Source organism: Pseudomonas sp. MYb327, from assembly GCF_040438925.1.
Lineage (GTDB): Bacteria > Pseudomonadota > Gammaproteobacteria > Pseudomonadales > Pseudomonadaceae > Aquipseudomonas.
Map to the genome: position 1 here is coordinate 225,288 of NZ_CP159258.1, position 19,174 is coordinate 244,461.

Annotated in this window: 14 protein-coding genes; 6 read left to right on the forward strand and 8 right to left on the reverse strand. The window is 60.2% G+C overall.

What is annotated here, in order from left to right:
• Positions 1-14 precede the first annotated feature (14 nt).
• Positions 15-1,070: an ABC transporter ATP-binding protein gene (locus ABVN21_RS01010; RefSeq protein ID WP_339555389.1), complete on the forward strand. Its 1,056-nt coding sequence runs from the start codon at positions 15-17 to the stop codon at positions 1,068-1,070.
• 131 nt (positions 1,071-1,201) lie between these two features.
• Here ABVN21_RS01010 and ABVN21_RS01015 read toward each other — a convergent pair whose 3' ends face one another.
• Positions 1,202-2,131: an AraC family transcriptional regulator gene (locus ABVN21_RS01015; RefSeq protein ID WP_339555388.1), complete on the reverse strand. Its 930-nt coding sequence runs from the start codon at positions 2,129-2,131 to the stop codon at positions 1,202-1,204.
• Between the two features lie 406 nt (positions 2,132-2,537).
• Between ABVN21_RS01015 and ABVN21_RS01020 the strand changes: the two genes are divergently transcribed.
• A complete protein-coding gene (locus ABVN21_RS01020) occupies positions 2,538-2,891 on the forward strand; it encodes an antibiotic biosynthesis monooxygenase family protein (RefSeq protein ID WP_339555387.1) in 354 nt (117 codons plus the stop codon).
• A gap of 41 nt (positions 2,892-2,932) precedes the next feature.
• Positions 2,933-3,163: a hypothetical protein gene (locus tag ABVN21_RS01025; protein ID WP_339555386.1), complete on the forward strand. Its 231-nt coding sequence runs from the start codon at positions 2,933-2,935 to the stop codon at positions 3,161-3,163.
• Here the strand turns inward: ABVN21_RS01025 and ABVN21_RS01030 are convergent, their stop codons facing one another.
• From ABVN21_RS01030 to ABVN21_RS01060, 7 genes are all read right to left on the reverse strand, one after another.
• Positions 3,164-3,793 (reverse strand): flavin reductase family protein, encoded by a 630-nt coding sequence (locus ABVN21_RS01030; RefSeq protein WP_339555385.1) that lies wholly within the window; start codon positions 3,791-3,793, stop codon positions 3,164-3,166.
• A 229-nt stretch (positions 3,794-4,022) separates the two neighbouring features.
• Complete coding sequence (locus ABVN21_RS01035; RefSeq protein WP_339555384.1) at positions 4,023-4,277, reverse strand: hypothetical protein; 255 nt, start codon at positions 4,275-4,277, stop codon at positions 4,023-4,025.
• 322 nt (positions 4,278-4,599) lie between these two features.
• On the reverse strand, positions 4,600-5,919 hold the full coding sequence (locus ABVN21_RS01040; protein WP_339555383.1) for an MFS transporter: 1,320 nt from the start codon (positions 5,917-5,919) through the stop codon (positions 4,600-4,602).
• 272 nt (positions 5,920-6,191) lie between these two features.
• Entirely contained in the window at positions 6,192-7,517 is a 1,326-nt protein-coding gene (locus tag ABVN21_RS01045) for a sigma-54 dependent transcriptional regulator (protein ID WP_339555382.1), read from the reverse strand.
• Positions 7,511-9,277, reverse strand: a complete 1,767-nt coding sequence (locus ABVN21_RS01050) for an ATP-binding protein (protein ID WP_339555381.1) — start codon at positions 9,275-9,277, stop codon at positions 7,511-7,513. Before ABVN21_RS01050 ends, ABVN21_RS01045 begins: the two co-directional genes overlap by 7 nt.
• A gap of 184 nt (positions 9,278-9,461) precedes the next feature.
• Positions 9,462-14,087 carry a SpvB/TcaC N-terminal domain-containing protein gene (locus tag ABVN21_RS01055; protein ID WP_339555380.1) on the reverse strand — a complete coding sequence of 1,542 codons (4,626 nt, stop codon included), beginning with the start codon at positions 14,085-14,087 and terminating at the stop codon, positions 9,462-9,464.
• A 207-nt stretch (positions 14,088-14,294) separates the two neighbouring features.
• Positions 14,295-15,818, reverse strand: coding sequence for a fumarate hydratase (locus tag ABVN21_RS01060; protein WP_223504792.1), 1,524 nt, complete (start codon positions 15,816-15,818; stop codon positions 14,295-14,297).
• Positions 15,819-16,234: 416 nt separating this feature from the next.
• Here ABVN21_RS01060 and ABVN21_RS01065 point away from each other — a divergent pair, with 416 nt between their 5' ends.
• The 3 genes from ABVN21_RS01065 to ABVN21_RS01075 are packed head-to-tail and all read left to right on the forward strand — an operon-like array spanning position 16,235 to position 19,047.
• Complete coding sequence (locus ABVN21_RS01065; RefSeq protein WP_339555379.1) at positions 16,235-17,341, forward strand: GGDEF domain-containing protein; 1,107 nt, start codon at positions 16,235-16,237, stop codon at positions 17,339-17,341.
• The gene (locus ABVN21_RS01070) at positions 17,334-18,269 is read left to right on the forward strand and encodes an iron-sulfur-binding ferredoxin reductase (RefSeq protein ID WP_339555378.1); all 936 of its coding nucleotides are present in this window, start codon (positions 17,334-17,336) and stop codon (positions 18,267-18,269) included. Before ABVN21_RS01065 ends, ABVN21_RS01070 begins: the two co-directional genes overlap by 8 nt.
• A 28-nt stretch (positions 18,270-18,297) precedes the next feature.
• Entirely contained in the window at positions 18,298-19,047 is a 750-nt protein-coding gene (locus ABVN21_RS01075) for an enoyl-CoA hydratase-related protein (protein ID WP_339555377.1), read from the forward strand.
• The last annotated feature ends 127 nt before the right edge of the window (positions 19,048-19,174 follow it).

Genomic DNA, 19,174 nt, shown 5'->3' on the forward strand with positions numbered 1-19,174 from the left:
TTGAGGTGATTCTTATGTCTGGTCTGATTCTGGAAAACGTCGAGAAACATTACGGCTCGGCCTGCGCGGTAAAGGATGTGAACCTGCATTTGCCCGAGGGCAAACTGGTGTGTTTCCTCGGCCCGTCGGGCTGCGGCAAAACCACGTTGTTGCGGATGATCGCTGGCCTGGAAACCCTGAGCGGCGGAGAGATTCGCCTGGACGGCGAGGACATCGGTCACACCCCGGCGCACCTGAGAAACTTCGGCATGGTGTTCCAGTCGCTGGCGCTGTTCCCGCACATGACCGTGGGCGAGAACATCGCTTATCCGCTGAAGCTGCGCGGGGTCAGCAAGGCTGATCAGCAGGCGCGGGTGGTGGAGTTGCTGGAACTGATTCAACTGCAAGCGATGATCGACCGCCCGGTGGCCAAGCTATCCGGCGGCCAGCGCCAGCGCGTGGCGATTGCCCGGGCAATTGCCAATCACCCGAAAATCCTCTTGCTCGACGAGCCGCTGTCGGCGCTCGATGCCAAGCTGCGCGAGTCGATGCAGGTGGAAATCCGCCAGCTGCAACAGCGCCTGAACATCACCACCATCATGGTGACCCACGACCAGCGTGAAGCCATGACCATGGCCGATATCGTCGTCGTATTGGGCGAGCACAAGGTGCAGCAGGTGGGTACGCCGATCGAGATCTACCGGCACCCGGCCAACGAGTTTGTCGCGGACTTCATCGGCTCGGGCAACATCTTTCCGGCCACGGCGCTGGGCAACGGCAAGGTCAGTCTGCCGGGCGGCGATGCCCTGCAAGTGCCAATCTGCAGCAGCATTGTGGTGGGGGAAAAAGTGAAGATGCTGATCCGCCCGGAAGACCTGCAACTGTCGGCACCGCAAGCGACGGCGGGTAATCGGTTGCTGGGCAAGGTGACGTTCGTGCGGGATATCGGCGCGACGATCGAGACCACGGTGGAGTGTTCCGGGGTGTCGTTTACGGCATTGAGCACGCCTTGTCAGGGGATTGGGCTGAGCATTGGGCATCCGGTGTCGGTGACGTTGCCGGCGGAGGCGTGTCGGGTTCTGGGGGCCTGATCCGGTTTTGATGTTGGCTTTGCTGGCCCCATCGCTGGCAAGCCAGCTCCTACAGGGTTCTGTATACACCGATCCTATGTAGGAGCTGGCTTGCCAGCGATGAGGCCATCAGCCACACACCAAATGCTCGATTACACCGACAACCGCAACCGCGCCAAATCCCGCAACGGCGGCGCCCCGAACATTCGGCTGTACTCCCGGCTGAACTGCGAGGGACTTTCATACCCCACCCGATACCCCGCCGCCGAAGCTTCCAGGCCCTCGGCCAGCATCAACCGCCGCGCCTCTTGCAGGCGCAGCTGCTTCTGATACTGCAACGGACTCATCGCCGTCATCGCCTTGAAACGGTGGTGCAGAGTCGACACGCTCAGGTTCACTTCCTTCGCCAGGTCATCAATGCGCAGCGGTTGTTCATAATTGCCGTTGAGCCATTTGATCGCCTGGCTTACGCGGTGACTCTGACTGTTGGCGATGGCGATTTCGTACAGCCGATGGCCCTGTTTGCTGCGCAGCAAGCGATAGAGAATTTCCCGACGAATCAGCGGCGCGAGCATGGCGATGTCTTTCGGTGTGTCCAGCAAACGGGCAAGTCGCAGCACTGCATCAAGCATGGCGCTGTCCAGCCGTTCGACATACAGCCCGCGCCCCGTCGGTCGGGTGGGTACACCGAGGGGACCGGCGTCGGCGATCAACGCGGAGATTTCCGCCGGGTCGATGTCCAGTCGCAAAGCGAGGATCGGGTGCTCGGCCGAGACATCGACCACCCGCCCGCTCAATGGCATCGAGACCGAGACCACCAGGTAGTTCAGCGGGTCGTAATTGAAATACTCGTTAGCCAGCTGAACTTCCTTGCGACCCTGGGCCATGATGCACAGCGCCGGTTGAGCAAGCACCGGCGCGAACTCGTGGGACTGGCTGTGGCGCGACATGAACAGTGAGCCGACGGCAGTGGCATAGCTGCCATCTTCGGCGGTGTTGCGACGGATGATCGCCGCCAGCTCCGCGCGCTGCTTTTCCATGTCGGTGTCAAGCGGGGCTTGAAATTGATCGAGCGACGACATGCAAGGCATCCTCGGCAAAGGCATGGGTGATGGGCAGAGCATAAGTTTGTGCAAGCAATAGCGGTAGACACATCCTGCCTGATGCTTGCCTGATTCTGCACGAGGTGCCTTCTATCCCTGCGCATGTCCAGCGCCTCGGCATACCAACCAACCCCTTTACGAGCTGCCGAAGGCTGCGATCTGTTGATTTCGTTTTTTAGATCAAAAGATCGTGGCCTTCGGCAGATCCTGCATGACCGTGGGGTAACGTGAAGGCGCGTCCAGCCTTGGATTGTTACTGCACTTTCGCAGGATTGTGCAACGCCGCGGCAGGAATCGACTAACGGCATCCTTCCTCTGGCCCTTAACCTTTGATCCTGTCGCAGCCCGTCCCAGGCTGCCACGCGACTCCCCGGGAGGGTTGAACATGTCCAAGCAAATCCCCGTCAGTCATATGGCCTTTGTCCGGGCGCGCGCCGGGCGCTCCGAAGAATTGGGTGTGCGCCTGAGCGCGCTGATCGAGCCATCCCGCGCCGCGCCAGGTTGCCTGAACTTTGCCTTGCAGCATTCGCAATGCGATCCGGAGTTGTGGCTGGTGTCCGGTTTCTGGATCAACCAGCAGGCCATGACCGCCTACTTCAGTACACCGTCCATGGAAATCTTTGCCGAGCTGGTGCAGGAATTGGTGGTTAATAGCCTGGATTTCCACACCTTCAAGGATGTGTCGGCCGCACAAGCCCTCAGTCATGCCGGGGCGGATGTACACAAACTGGCCGGTTGAGGGTTTAATGGCAGCATTCTCAACTAGCCAGGATGCGCGACATGGCACGCAAAGCCTTTGAAACCTTCGAAGCCGTATCGGCCGTAGTCCCCCGTGAAGGCGGGTATTACGCGGCGATCGCCACCAAAGCCATCGGCGCCTCGGGTGCGCCTCGTTTCAACAAGCTGCTGGAAGAGCAGACCTTCAAGACCGCCAAAGAAGCGGACGAAGCCGCCGCCCTGCAGTTGACTCACCTCAAGGGTGTCAGCGAAGACGGCGACCTGATCTGGTAATTACTTGACTGCCCCAGGGCGGTACATCTTGAACAATGCCTCAGGCCCCAGCTGAAAATAATCCGCCGGCCCGCCGCCGCGCAGAATCGGTTCTGCCGCGGCGGTGTCGTACACGCCGTCCTTCAACAGCCATTTGGCGATATGCACGGCGACCACTTCGCCGAGAATCAGCCAACTCGGCACCACATTCCCGTCCGCCCGCTGCAACTGAATGATCTGCGTGACCTTGCATTCGAAGCTCACCGGACTTTCGGCGACCCGTGGCACCTGAATGATTTTCGAGGCAACCGGTGTCAGCCCGGATAGCTCGAATTCGTTCACCTCTGGCGCAACCATGGCGCAGCTTTGATTCATCTGCTCGGCCAGTGGGCGAGTGGCGAGGTTCCAGGCGAATTCGCCGGTCTGCTCAATGTTGTTCAGGCTGTCTTTGCGACCAATGCTGGAAAAGCCAATGATCGGCGGAATGTAGTTGAAGGCGTTGAAGAAACTATACGGCGCGAGGTTCAAGCGGCCTTCGCCATCCTGTGAAGAAATCCAGCCGATGGGACGCGGTCCGACGATCGCGTTGAACGGATCGTGAGGCAGGCCGTGGCCGTTGGCCGGTTCGTAATAGTGGATGTCGTCGGGCATGGCGCGTGTACCTGAGGGCTGCTTTCGAATATCGGCCATAGTGCAAGGCCGAGCTGATGATTGCCAGTCAGATGAATAACCCTGCTCGCGATAGCGGTCTGTCATTCAAAATAATATCGACTGACAGTCAGTCATCGCGAGCAGGGTTCTTTGGTTTGCATGGGGTTTTTCGGTGCTCCAGAAATGACTAAGCCCGGCCGAAGCCGGGCTGTGGTGCCGCATTTGCGGATTAGCTGACGGAAGCACCGCCAGTGCGATCGTAGCCATCTTCGGCGACGGTGGCGCCGCCAGTACGGTCGTAACCATCTTCAGCGACGGTGGCGGAACCGGTGCGATCGTAGCCATCAGCGGCGACAGTAGCGGAGCCGGTACGGTCATAGCCGTCTGCTGCAACAGCGGAGCCAGTACGGTCGAAACCGTCGGCGGCGAAAGAGTTGGCGGCGAGTACAGACAGGGCCAGGGCAAGGAACAGTTTGGTTTTCATCTTCATTTCTCCAGGTTCTTTGGCGTTGTGTGTCTTGGGCATGGGTTTCATGCTACGCCAATTAAACTGATTAAAAAGCGCAAATAAATGCTAGTAACAATCGATTAAATTGATATTAAGGGCGTCAGACGTTTTCACTTTCAAGGTCTGAGCGAGCGCATCACAGTTAATCGATAAGGCAGGTTCAGGATGGAAGGCGAGCATTAACTTGTGATTAATCTGCCTTACACAGGGGTGAAGGATTTTTCATTCGGTCGCCGAGCCAAACGAAAAAAGGGGCAGACCCCGACGGTCTGCCCCTTCTGCTGTAACGCGTCTGGACTTAGTCCGTGACGATCCGCGAATGCTTGCGGGTGTCTTTCATGGTGATGTACACCAGCAACGACACGGCAATGCACGCGGTGACATACCAGTAGTAACCGGTTTCCATGCCGATGCTCTTGAACCACAGCGCGATGTATTCAGCGGTGCCGCCGAAGATCGATACGGTCAGTGCGTACGGCAGGCCAACGCCCAAGGCGCGGATTTCGGTTGGGAACAGTTCGGCTTTTACCACGGCGTTGATCGAGGTGTAGCCGCTGACGATGATCAGCGCCGCCATGATCAGGAAGAACGCGCCCCACCAGGTGGTGATGGTGTGCAGGGTGGTGAGGATCGGCACGGTGAACAGCGTCCCCAGAACACCGAAGGCAATCAGGATCGGCCGGCGACCGATTTTATCCGAGAGCCCGCCGATGATCGGTTGCAGGCACATGAACAGGAACAGCGTGGCGGCGGAAATGGTGGTGGAATCGGAAATGCTCATGCCGACGGTGTTCACCAGGTATTTCTGCATGTACGTGGTGTAGGTGTAGAACGCCAGCGTACCGCCCATGGTCAGGCCAACCACGGTCATCAGTTCCTTGGGATGACGCATCAAGGTGCGCATCGCGCTTTCCTTGGCCTTTTCCTTCTTGGTGAACGACTCGGTTTCTTCCATGCCGCGGCGCAGGTACAACGCGACCACGGCACACAGCGCACCGATGGCGAATGGAATGCGCCAGCCCCAGGCGTACAACTCTTCGGTGGTCAGCAGGTTCTGCAGGACGATCAGCACGCCCAGCGCTATGAGCTGGCCGGAAATCAGGGTCACGTACTGGAAGCTGGAGAAGAAGCCACGGCGCTCCTTGGTGGCCATCTCGCTGAGGTAAGTGGCGGAGGTGCCGTATTCGCCGCCGACCGACAGGCCTTGCAGCAAGCGGGCGAAGACCAGCAGGATCGGCGCGCCGATGCCGATGGTTTCGTAGCTTGGGCTCAGGGCAATCAGCAGCGAGCCGAAGCACATCAGGTATACCGAGGCCATCAGGGCTTTTTTACGTCCGACTTTGTCGGCGTACAGGCCCATCAGCCAGCCCCCGATCGGACGCATCAAGAAGCCCACGGCGAAGATTGCAGCGGTGTTCAGCAGTTGTGCGGTGGTGTCGCCCTTGGGGAAAAATGTCTTGGCGAAGTAGAGGGAGAAAGCGGCGTAGACGTACCAGTCATACCACTCGACCATGTTGCCAACGGAACCGCTGAAGATCGATTTGATGCGGCTGGAGGTGGTGCGTACTTTTGTCGGCGAGGCAACCGACCCACGGGGCAGGGTATTGGAGTTATCCATTGAAGGATCCTTCGTTTAATTATTTTTTGTGGAGCGCGCGTTAGCGCAGCCTGCGGGGGCTATAGCAGGAGGTGTGCCAACGGGGAGAGGGCCGGATTAGAAGGGGGAGGGAGAAAACATGAGCGGAAATCCGCTTATTGCGTGCTGGGTTTCAGGCGGATTTTCGCGCACGACCCGTAACCTGTAGGAGCTGGCTTGCCAGCGATCCAAGCAGCGCGGTGTCTCTGGTAGACCGCGTTATCGTTCATCGCTGGCAAGCCAGCTCCTACGGGTCAGACGAACATTTCGCGCGTCAGTCCATGCCGCTGCATCTTCTCATTGAACGTCCGACGCGGCAGTTGCAGTTCTTCGAGCACCGCTTTCACATCTCCTTTGTGCCGGGTCAACGCTGCGCGCAGGCATTGCGCTTCAAACGCTTCCTGCTGCGCCGCCAGCGATTGACCGGGTTCCACGCCCAGCGGTTCCGGCTCGCCCAGCCCCAGCACCTGGCGCTCGGCAACGTTCGCCAATTCGCGCACATTGCCCGGCCAGTCGTGACTCAGCAGATGACTTAATTGCGCACCACTTAACGGTGGGAAGCTGCGACCCAGACGTTCGGCGGCACTGCGGGCAAACGCCTCGAACAATAACGGGATGTCTTCGCGGCGCTCGCGTAACGGTGGCAGACGCAGCTCGGCGACGTTCAACCGATACGCCAGGTCCTCGCGAAAACGCCCGGCCCGCGCTTCGTCGAGCAGGTCCGGTTTGGTCGCGGCGATGATGCGCAAGTCCACGCGAATGCTTTGGTTCGAACCCAGGCGCTCAAGCTTCTGCTCCTGTAACACCCGCAGCAGTTTCACCTGCTGCGCCAGCGGCATGCTTTCGATTTCATCGAGGAACAGTGTGCCGCCATCAGCGTATTCGAGCTTGCCAATACGCTTGCCCTGCGCACCGGTGAAAGCGCCGCTCTCGTGGCCGAACAACTCGGCTTCAAACAGTTGCTCCGGGATCGCCGCGCAGTTCAGCGCGACGAAGGGTTTGTCGGCCCGAGGCCCGAAGTCGTGCAGGCAACGCGCAACCAGCTCCTTGCCACTGCCGGTCTCGCCTCGGATCAGCACGTTGACGGGCAACGCCGCCAGGTCCAGGACCTGGCGGCGCAAGGTCTGCAAGCCGCGAGACACGCCCAGCAAGGTCGCATCCAGTTTGGCGCGGTTGTCTGCCTGTTCGTGCAAGGCGCGGTTTTCCAGCACCAGTCGGCGCTTTTCTAGCGCCCGTCGCAAGCTGCCGAGCAAGGTTTCGGGGCTGAACGGTTTTTCCAGGAAGTCGTAGGCACCATCGCGCATGGCGTCCACGGCCATGGGCACGTCCCCATGGCCGGTCAACAGGATCACCGGCAGGTCGGCGTCGCGGCGCTGTACCTCGGCCAGCAGTTCCAGACCGGTCATGCCGGGCATGCGCACATCGCTGAGAATCACCCCCGCATAATGATTCGGCAGTTGCGCCAGGCACTCATCGGCCCGGCTGAATAACCGCACCTCGAAACCCGACAGGCTCAACCATTGTTCGACGGCGCTGCGAATGCTGCTTTCGTCGTCGACCACCATCACGGAATTCAGCATGAGCCATTGGCCTCCAGGTCGATAGGCAGGGTCAGGGAGAAAATCGCGCCGTTGTCGTGATTATCGGCTGTCAGGCGCCCACCCGATTCGTGAACGATAGCGAAAGAAACAGCCAGTCCGATGCCCAGTCCATCGCCCACCGGTTTGGTGGTGAAAAATGGATCGAACACCTTGGAAAGGTTTTCCTCGGCAATGCCGTCGCCGTTATCGATGACGCTCAAGCGCCACAATTGTTCTTCGGCTTCGAGGCGGATTTCCAGGCGTTTGCAGGGTTTTTCCTGCATTGCATCCAGAGCGTTGCGCAGCAGGTTGATCAACACCTGTTCCAGGCGAATCGCATCGCCACGCACCCACGCCGGACGTGTCAGGTGCAAGACCGTGCTGACTTGTTCGTCGCGCAATCGGGTGTCGAGCAGTTGCAGCGCTTGGTCCACCACCGACGCCAGGTCCAGGCGTTCGCGCAGGCCACTGGGGCTTTTGCGGGCAAAGGTTTTCAGGTGACCGGTAAGGGCAGCCATGCGCGTCAGCATCTCGTCCACCGGTTTGAGCGCCTTGTAGGCGTCATCGACCCGGCCGTGATCGAGCAGCAGGCGCAAGGTCGCCAGCTGCATGCGCTGGGCGGTCAAGGGTTGGTTGATCTCATGGGCCAACGCCGCGGACATCTGCCCGAGGGCCGCGAGTTTGGCCGATTGCACCAGGCCTTCCTGGGCGGTGCGCAGATCACGGGTGCGTTCTTCCACCAGTTGTTCGAGCTCTTCGCGACTGCGCTGGCGCAATTTGGCCAGGCGCCAGCGTTGCGTAAGAAACAGCAGCAGAAACACTAACGTCAGCCACAAACCGGCGGCGGCCAGTGCGGCGTTGCGGCTGTCTTCGAAGGCAACGTGTGGACGGCGCAGCAGGTGCAACGTCCAGCCTTCGGCGTTCAGTGGCAGGGATTCCCAAAGGTAATCCGCTTTGCCGTCCGGACCCTCGACCCGTGCCAGTTCACTGTTTTCGTCGAAGCGCCGCAGGGACTGATAATCAAGCAGCGTCAGCGGTTGTTTGTCGTATTGGCGAGTGGCCTTGAGTTCGGAGTGATCGCTGTCAGTCAGCGGTTTCAGTAGGCGATAGCGCCAGCCGGGCTGGTTGGCGATGAAGATGATCCCGCGCGCGTCGCTGACCAACAGCGTGTCGTTACCCTGGCTCCATTCGCGCTCCAGCTCCGGAAACTCCAGCTTCACCACCATCGCGCCGAGAAACTGCCCGTCGTCATTGGTGACGGCGCTGGACAGGAAATAACCCGGAATCCCGCTGGTCACCCCCACGGCATAAAAACGCCCGGTGCCCTGGGTGCGTGTCTGGCTGAAGTAGGGGCGGAAACCATAGTTGTGCCCGACGTAGCTGCTGGGCAATCGCCAGTTGCTCGCTGCCACGGCGAGACCGGTACGGTCGAGCAATTCCAGCGTCGAGGACTCGGCGGCGCCGTTGATCTGTTCCAGTTTTCGGTTCAGCAATTGCTGTTGCCCGGCACTCACCGGGCCCTTGAGCGCGTCGCGTAATTGCGGGTCCAGCGCCAGCACCGAGGGCAAGGCGCGGTAGCGTTCAATCAGGGTATGCAGAGACGTGGCGTACAACGCCAATTGCTGATTGGCGCGGGCCGCGTCTTCGACAATGGACTGACGCACGGTGTGACGCATGGCCAGGGTGGCTGCGAGAGCGGCGCCGGCGATGATCAACAGGGTATAGAGCGCCAGGCGCAGGGAGCGGGAAGTGGGCAACATGCGGGTGCAGACAGTCAGAAAGTCGGGCGGGCACCTTAGCATGGCGGGCCCGCCTGAAGAGACGTGACTTTACTGACGGTGCCAATAACCACCCGGCGCGGTCAGACCGTTGTGCCGTCGCCCGCGACCCGAAGCGGCTCGTCGATCTCCCTGGGCCATGACGTGCGCAAATAAATGCCCGGTTTCAATGGAGGGTCCAGTCAACACGGCGTTTTTCGGCCGGTGGCGGATCGAACAAGTCGTTTTCATCGAAGGCAATGCTGTACCAGGTGCGATAGCGCTGTTCCCGACGCAATGGCTTGAGTTCGGCGTTTTCCCCCTGGGCCATTTTTTTCGCCAGCACGGTATGCGTCGGGCGGCCGGCGGCATCGTAGAACTGTTGATCGTGGTAGCCGGATTCACGTATCGCCGCATCATTGATGTAGCGATAGGCGCTGGCGAAGTACGGTCGGTAGATCCGCACGGTTTCGCCCTTGTTGTTGTATTCGACCCGTTCGCTGACCCGCCAGCGTCGTGCGGCTTGTGCTTCCTTGGGGCGGCCGTTTTCGTCGAGGTCCAGTTCTCCTCTGTCGTTCACCACCCAGGCCATGCCGGGCTCGACTTCCTGCTTGGCTTGCAGGGAGCGACCGAACCCGTCCCAGCAAGCGATGGCTGCGCGGATTTGCAACTCAGGGTCGCCAGGGTAGCGATCGGCTTGCAAGGCCACGACGTGCAGTGGTTCCCGGTGAGCCTCGTCGACGTATTTTTGCAGTTGTTTCTCGTTATCTGACGGCGCTTGCAAGTTCTCAAGGTGCCGGCGGGCCCGGGCACAAATAAAACCACCGGGCATTACAAACCCTTCGGCACGCGCCCAGTTCAGCCACTCCTCGGTCGGTGGCTCGCTGCGGGAAACTTCACCCATCCAGCTGAAGGGCGCGGAAAACGTGGCCGTGGCGAAATTGCCAATGGCTTTGTTCTTGTCGGCGATGGCGCTGGCAGGGCTGCGGTCTTGCGGTGGTTCGTAGCCGCTGAGTGGATCGAACCCCACTTCGACGCCCAGTTCCGTGCCGTAGAAACTGGTCACCAGCACCTCGCCGAATGCGTTGTAGCAAGCTTCCTGAATATTGCGGTTGGGGTCTTCAATGGCCGCCGGCAGGAACGAGCGGTAGTCAGTGCCGAGGATGGTCGTGGTGCAGCCATCCGGCAGCGTGACGGCTGTCGTCAGGCACCAGTGTTTGTCATAGGCGACGGTGGTGATGCCATGGCTCTTGGTTTGCTGGAATTTTTCGACGTTATAGAAGCCCGCGAGCCCGTGGTAGGTGGGGAAGCTTTTGCGTACCGACCACAGGTAGTTTTTTGCATCGCTTGGGTCCGTTGGTTCGCCTGCTTTTGCATCGGGCAAGAACCAATCCATGATGTGATAGCCCACCTCGGGTGACAGGAGTTTCTCCTTGAGGTTGAACGGCATGTCGCCATTTTCGTCCTTGAGCTTGTCGTAAGCGCTCAGGGCGGTGGCATCCAGCTCAGCGGTTTCCTGGTAGTCGGGCAGGGCTTCGAAGATCAAGGCGTCCGGGTCCAGTAATTGGCCATCGGCCGGGTTTTGATAACGCTGCAACGACAGGCCGGTCATCACCGCTTTGGCCGCCCAAGGGCCAGTGTCTTTCGCCCATTCAAGAAATTTTTCGTAGTTGATGTCGGCAGGCCTGAGCTCATCTTTTTCCAGCACCATCGCATTTCCGCGCTGCCGATAAGGCAGGCCCAGACGCCAGCCGTCGACCTTTTCCAGATGACGGACCTCGGCCTTGCCCTGGTTCAGGTACCAGCACTGCTGGGCTGAATCGTGAGCATCCAGCCACCAGCGGTTTTCGTAGTCATTGTCGTCCTCGGGCTCGCCTACGGTGAAGGGCGGGGTGTCTTTGTCGGTTTTGCGCCGGGCGTAGTGCACGACAAATCCATGGATCAGGCTGCCGAATTTATCCCACTCCAGGTTGATCGTGTGCTGGACCAGCGGGTCGTCGGCCAGTTGTGGCTCGTACTGGTAGGCGATGCTTTCCAGGGGCAGAACCTGCAGGACGGCATAGGGTTGATGCTCTCCCTTGGGCCTGAGTTCGCGAAGCAGAAAGCGGTTTTGCGCGACGCTGTAGGGAATCGCGGTGGCGGGATCATCGTCGGCGGCATACACCTCGGAACGCAGCACCGAGCCACTGAGGGCGCGAGCCATTTCCTGCGCCAGTTGCTCATCGGGAACCACCGCACGACCCGCCGCATCGTTGAGGTGGTATTCGTGCAACACGGTGTTACCCAGGCGCACGGCCAGCGGGTCGTGGCTGACGTAATCGTCATAACCCATGTCCACCGCTTTGCCGGTGTGGAACGTGGTGATGCTGAGGATCGGCGCGGTGAATCCCGCGCTTGAACGTTCGGCAGTGCTGGCCTCGGTGTCTCGTTGCCACAGTTCCTCGAAGCCGCGAAATTCACGTTCGACGCTGTCGTAATAGCCTTTGCGATAGGAAAAAAGCTGGGTCAGGCGATTGCCAGTGATTTCATCGAGCTGGGTCTGCTCGCTGACCAGATGCATGGCAAACGGCAGATGCGAAACCGGGGCTTTATCCGCCGCGATCAGCTCGGCTTTTTCATCCAGCCATTCCTGGGCTGAACTGCGATAGCTCACGCCCGTAACCGTGCCCATGTTGTTGTGGGTGGCGTTGACCAGGTAAGGCTTGGCGCTGACGAAATCGTAGCGCCAGTGCCGGGGCTGCATGTGAGGTACGGTCAGGACCAGGCTGGAACAGCCCAGTCCTTGCAGGTCGGCGATGCTGACCTGACAGAGCCGGTCGTAGCGCACGCCTTCGGGCCATGGCATGTCGACGGACGTCTGATCGAAGCCTTCGCCACCACGGTTCATGAACACCCGAAAACAATCGGACGCCAGGTAAATCAGGTCGACGGCGCCGGAACCGTCCAGATCCGCCAGGCGCACCCGCGAGGCGTCGAACGCGGCATATTCGAAAGGCAGGGCGCAAAGCACGAAGCCCTTGCCGAATTTTCCATGACCCAGGTTCGGCCAGCATTTGACTTCGTTGTGGCGGATGCGGATCAGGTGTTGCGCTCCGCTACCCAGCGGATCACTGAAGGCCACCAGTTCGGTCTGGGCGTTGCCCAGTAACGGCAATGCATCCTCATCGTGGTCAACGTTGGTGCCGTTGGCGAAGCCGGCTTCACGGTGATTGGCGTACAACCGCACACTGCGGGGACCGATCAGGGCCAGGTCGTTCAGGCCTCCGCCCACCAGATCGGCCATTTGTGCGCCGGGATGAAAAAACTCCGTGGGAAATGCATCGTACGCCACGAAGTTCGACCAGGAACGGTCGGGATTGAGGGTGAAGAAACCGCTCATGCCGGGTCGGGCGATCACCCAGTCGAGTTTGCCGTCGCCGGTCAGGTCACTGAGCGACTGGCGAATTGGTTTGTTGCTGTCGGCCACGGGAATGCCGGGCAATCGCGCCCAGTCGCCGTAACTTACATCGTTGCCGCCACTGTCTGCGCGCAGTGGTTCGCGGTAGTACCACGCCTTGTCAATGCTGAACAGGACGCCGGGCATCCCCTCGCCATACAAATCCACCAGTTGGTAGCGCTGGCCGTCGTTGAGACCGGGCATCCTTTCGAACTCGCTCCAGCCCGGGCGTTTGGCGTCCTGCTCGAAAGCGTTGTAGAAAAACTCCATCGGCGGACGACTTTCCATCTGGCCCCGATTGTCGTACGCCTGGATGTGCGCGGCAGTCAGATGGTTGTAGCCCAGCGGACTCTGGCGGTGTTCGAGCAGCAGGCGCTGGACCAGCACCGGGTCGTCGCCCAGTTCTTCGGCGAACTGATGGAACATCAGGACCTGGCGGCACAGGCGGCGGTTGCCCAGTTCGAAGCCGTAGGCGTAGTTCCAGAATGGATCGGTGCGTTCGTGCCATTCATTTGTGGGCAGGTAAGGCGGAACCTGCTCCAGGTCGATGCTGCGTTCGCCGTAGTCGAACACTAAGTGGAAATGCCACTGCACGTCTTTCCAGCCATTGGCGCTCCATGAGTACAAATCGGGCGACGCCTGTGCATTGCCGTAAAGCACTTTGTGCAGATAGCGTTGGGCGCGGAAGTCGCGAAACTGCGGGGCAACCGGCTCGTCGGTTTCAGCCTTGTACTCGTACACCACATGTTCACCGCGCAGGTTCAGGCTTTCATCGATCAGCCACACACCGACATGGCTTTTGTCTTGCGGATCGGCCCGGCGCGAAGCCTCGATTTTGCCGTAGCAATGCAGGCTGCCGTCCGCACCGTGGATCAGCCAGAAACCGGCCGGGTTGTCCGCATCGGCAAGCTTTGTCCAGTGCTCGATCAAATCAAAAGAACCTTCGACCCTTGGCCAGTAACGCACCACCTGGTGGTTGCCGAGGTTTTTCACGGCGTTGTACTCGGATACCTGTCTGGAAATGACCTTGCCGTCGTCACTCCTCTCGGGCATCCACACCTCACCGCCAGGGCCGACCACCTGATCGCTGCCGTCGTACTTCGGCACGCCCTTGGTGGTGCGCAGGGTGATGGCGTTGGTGGTCAGCCGCCAGCCGATGCCGAACGGGCTGTTGCCGACGTCGCTGCTGTAACCCAGGCCCAGCGCCGGCACCATGTCACGATTGGGTGCCTTGCTGATTGGCAGGGGCAATTCCAGCGACGCTGCACCGGTGGTGCCGACACCGCCCCAGCCCTTGCCGATGCTTTGGATCGCGCCGCCACCCTTGGGCAGGGAGGGTGCGTTGATTTCGAGAGTGCCCTGTTGATCTGTGGCCATGTGGATGTCCGCCGTACAAGGAGTGCAACAAGTGCTTCCAAGTTATCAGTGGCAGCAATGGTTGTGACCTGTCAGATCTGACAGGTCGGCCGTTTATCCTTAGAACAAATCGTGCATCGTGTTGAGCGATGATCACTTTTGATCAGGCATAAAAAAACCGGCCCGTTGTTGCCAACGGACCGGTTTTTTACTAAGCGGAATCAGTGCTTATTGCACTTCCACCGCCAGGCTCTCACTGATCTTTTTCTGCCAGATGGCAGGACCGGTGATGTGTACCGACTCACCGTTGCTGTCGACGGCAACAGTAACCGGCATGTCTTTCACGTCGAACTCGTAGATGGCTTCCATCCCCAGTTCGGCGAACGCGACAACGCGGGATTTCTTGATGGCTTGTGCCACCAGGTAAGCCGCGCCGCCCACTGCCATCAGGTAAACGGCTTTGTGGTCCTTGATCGCGTCGATGGCGGTCGGACCGCGCTCGGATTTGCCGATCATGCCCAGCAGGCCGGTCTGCTCGAGGATCTGACGGGTGAACTTGTCCATCCGCGTCGCGGTGGTCGGGCCAGCCGGACCAACCACTTCTTCGCGCACCGGATCAACCGGGCCGACGTAATAGATGAAGCGACCTTTCAGGTCGACTGGCAAGGTTTCACCCTTGTTCAGCATCTCGACCATGCGCTTGTGCGCAGCATCGCGACCGGTGAGCATTTTGCCGTTGAGCAGGACGGTTTCGCCCGGCTTCCAGCTCTGCACTTCTTCCGGGGTCAGGGTGTCGAGGTTGACGCGACGGGCCGACGGACCTGCTTCCCAGACGATTTCCGGGTAGGCGTCCAGCGGTGGCGCTTCCAGCGAGGCCGGGCCGGAACCGTCGAGCACGAAGTGAGCGTGACGGGTAGCGGCGCAGTTCGGGATCATGCACACCGGCAAGGAAGCGGCGTGGGTCGGGTAATCCATGATCTTCACGTCGAGCACGGTGGTCAGGCCACCGAGGCCCTGGGCGCCGATGCCCAACTGGTTGACCTTCTCGAAGAGCTCCAGGCGCATTTCTTCGAGGCGGTTCTGCGGGCCGCGCGCTTTGAGCTCGTGAATGTCGATGGATTCCATCAACACTTCCTTGGCCATGACCGCGGCTTTCTCGGCGGTGCCGCCGATGCCGATGCCGAGCATGCCCGGTGGGCACCAGCCGGCACCCATGGTCGGAACGGTCTTCAGCACCCAGTCGACGATCGAGTCGGACGGGTTGAGCATGGCCATTTTCGACTTGTTCTCGGAACCGCCGCCCTTGGCCGCCACGTCCACTTCCACGGTGTTACCCGGAACGATGGAGTAGTGGATAACGGCCGGGGTGTTGTCCTTGGTGTTTTTACGAGCGCCCGCCGGGTCGGCGAGGATCGAGGCACGCAGGACGTTTTCCGGCAGGTTGTAGGCGCGACGAACGCCTTCGTTGATCATGTCGTCCAGGCCCATGGTGGCGCCGTCCCAACGCACGTCCATGCCCACGCGGACAAACACGGTCACGATGCCGGTGTCCTGGCAGATCGGACGGTGGCCGGTGGCGCACATGCGCGAGTTGATCAGGATTTGCGCGATGGAGTCGCGGGCTGCCGGCGATTCTTCACGCAGGTAGGCCTCGTGCATCGCCTGGATGAAATCCACGGGGTGGTAATAAGAAATGAACTGCAGGGCGTCGGCAACGCTCTGAATCAGGTCGTCTTGCTTGATCACGGTCATGAGTCGCGCTCCTCTAAAAGACGGGAACATTCAATAAGGTGCTTGCAGCTTGGGTGCATCGGTCGGTTGCAAGCACCTTTCAAGGCACGCCGGGCATGCTGGCGCGACGCTAAAAAGGCGCGGCAGTATACCGCGCCTCGCTGAAGGGCACACGCGCCAGTGGTCAAACCATGGTCGTATGTCCAGGCATAACTTTGTAGGAGCCGGCTTGCCAGCGAATGCGGTGGGTCGGGCGACGATGGTATCGCCTGTGCGGTCGCTTTCGCCGGCAAGCCAGCTCCTACAGGGGATATGGCGTGGCAGCTGTTTAGACCTGATGAAAATTGGATGGTCATTTATCGGCCACGCCACTAAAGTGGCACACGGTCTGTAGAGTAGGACGCTCTGTCAGTCTCCTTCATTTGGTGAGTCAACGATTGACCCATAACGCCATCCAGCGACTGTTGCTCAAACGTTTTGCCCTCGCGGCCGGCACCTATGCCCTGGCATTGCTGTTGCTGTGGCTGGCGTTTTTTACCGGTCATTATCAAGACTCGCTCCCCGGCGTCGCCATCGGCAGTGCCTTGGTGGTTATCAGCCAGGCTGCTTTGTTCGCGGTGTTTTATTCCGGCTACAACCTGCGTTTTACCGACCCCAGCCTGACCGAAGTTCAAGTGTTGCTGGGGCTCGGCTGGCAAACCTGGCTGATCGCGCATCTGGAAGATGCTCGCGGGGCCTTTCTGGTTTTTTATGTGCTGATTCTGCTGTTCGGGCTGTTCCACCTGTCCCGACGGGCATTTCTGCGTTGTGCCTTGCTGGTGTTCTTCAGTTTCAGTGCGATCACGCTGTGGGAGGGCTACCACTTCCAGTTGCCCAATCCGGCATTGGCGGCGTTGCAAGTGTGCGTGTTGTTGATCGTCCTGGTCTGGCTGGTGCTCTACGCCGGTTATGTCCAGGCCTCTCGACATCGCATGCGTCAGCGGCGTTTTGCCTTGCAGGCTCACCAGGACACATTGCGCGGGATGATGCGTCAGCTCGAAGACCTGGTCGCCACCGATGAATTGACCGGGTTGTTCAATCGCCGGCATTTCCTGCGCCTGGCCTCCCGCGAGTTGAACGCCATGGACGCCGATGTCGTGCATGGCCTGGCCCTGATCGACCTCGACCATTTCAAGCGGATCAACGACGTGCACGGCCATGCGGCCGGTGATCAGGTGCTGCAAGCCTTTGCCGGCGTCGCCTCGGCCTGCCTGCGCGAAGGCGATGTCCTGGCCCGCTATGGTGGCGAAGAGTTTGTGGTGCTGTTGCCCGACTGCGATGCCGAGAGCCTGACTTCTTGCTGTGAGCGGTTGCGCATCGCGTTTACTGACGTCGAGCTGATCGGCCTGAACGTGCGCAACCTCAGCCTCTCCGCCGGCATGACCTTGCTGGAGCTCGGCGATGACCTCGACGATGCCTTGCAACGAGCCGATCAGGCGCTCTACCGCGCCAAGCGCGACGGGCGCAACCGTTGCGCGGCGGCGTGGGAAAACGTCGATGCCTGAGTTGCGCGTCGGCGACCGCCAATGGTCAGTGGCGGAGGGCAGCAACCTGCTCGATGCGCTGAATCAGAACGGCGTGTCTGTGCCCTATAGCTGTCGCGCCGGCAGTTGCCACGCGTGTCTGGTGCAGTGTGTGCAGGGGCTGCCGAGCGACAATCGACCTGACGCGTTAAGCGCGCAGCAGCGCCAGCAAGGCTGGCGGCTGGCGTGTCAGTGCCAGGTGGTCGAGGACTTGCAAGTGCACGCCTTCGATCCGCAACAGGACGGCCGACCTGCCGAAGTGGCTGCCATTGATTGGCTCAGCGCGAGTGTCTTGCGCCTGCGCCTCACCCCACAGCGACCGTTGCGCTACAGCGCCGGCCAGCATCTGGTGTTATGGGCGGGCAACGTAGCGCGACCGTATTCCCTCGCCAGCTTGCCGGAAGACGATCGTTTCCTGGAGTTTCATCTCGATTGTCGGCTGCCAGGGGAATTCAGCGACGCGGCCCGACGCCTGAACATCGGCGACCCGATCCGCCTCGGCGAGTTACGCGGCGGGGCGTTGCATTACGACCCTGATTGGCACGAGCGACCGCTTTGGCTGATGGCTTCCGGCACCGGATTGGGGCCATTGTTTGGCGTGCTACGCGAAGCGCTACGCCAGGATCACCAAGGCGCCATTCGCGTCATTCACCTCGCCCATGATGCCGATGAGCATTATCTTGCCAAACCCCTGCAAGCCATCGCCGCCAGCCGTCCAAACCTGACTGTCGAACTGTGGACTGCGGCCGAGTTGCCAGCGGTTTTGGCGCAACTGCGGCTTGTTTCCCGACAAACCCTGGCTTTAGTCTGCGGTTCAACCACCAGCGTCGATGCCTTCTCAAGGCGCCTGTACCTGGCCGGACTGCCGCGCAACCAACTGCTGGCCGACGTATTCCTGCCTCGTGGTTGAGCGCTGATTCCCAGACGCGAGACCTGCCATGACCGATGCCATCCAGATTGAACGCGAACGCGGTCTATTGACCCTGCGCCTCAATCGTCCCGACAAGAAAAACGCCCTGACCCGCGCGATGTACAGCCACTTGGCCGAAGCGCTGAAACAGGCCGATACCGATCCTGAAATCAACGCGGTGCTGATCACTGGCTCCACCGAGTGTTTCACCGCCGGCAACGACATTGCCGACTTCATCCAGCAACCGCCGAGCAATCTCGACAGCCCGGTGTTCCACTTCATGCTCAACCTGCTCGAATGCCGCAAGCCTGTGGTCGCGGCAGTGGCCGGTGCGGCGGTGGGTATTGGCACGACGATGTTGCTGCACTGCGATCTGGTTTACGTCAGCCGCGATGCACGCTTGCGCATGTCGTTCGTTAACCTCGGATTGTGTCCGGAGTTTGGTTCCAGCCTGATCCTCCCGCGTCTGCTCGGGCAGGCCAAGGCGGCGGAGTTGTTGCTTCTGGGTGAAGGTTTCAATGGTGAACAGGCGGCCGTGTGGGGTATTGCGACCGAAGCCTTGGGCAGTGGCGAAGAGACGCTGGCCAGGGCGAAGGAGATGGCGCTGCGCTTTGAGTCGCTGCCAGCGGAAGCGGTGCGCATCAGCAAGCAATTGATGAAAGCACCGGATCGGGAGCTGTTGCGCAAGGTAATAGAAGAAGAGGGCGCTTTGTTCACACAACGGCTACGGTCGCCGGAAGCGATGGCGGCGTTGGCGGGGTTTATCAACCGGCATTGAATTTATCGCTGACTGAACCGGCCTCATCGCGAACAGGCTCGCTCCCACAAGGATTGCGTGTGTTCGCAAAATCGAAGTTCAGCACAAAACCTGTAGGAGCGGGCTTGCCCGCGATGAGGCCCGATCA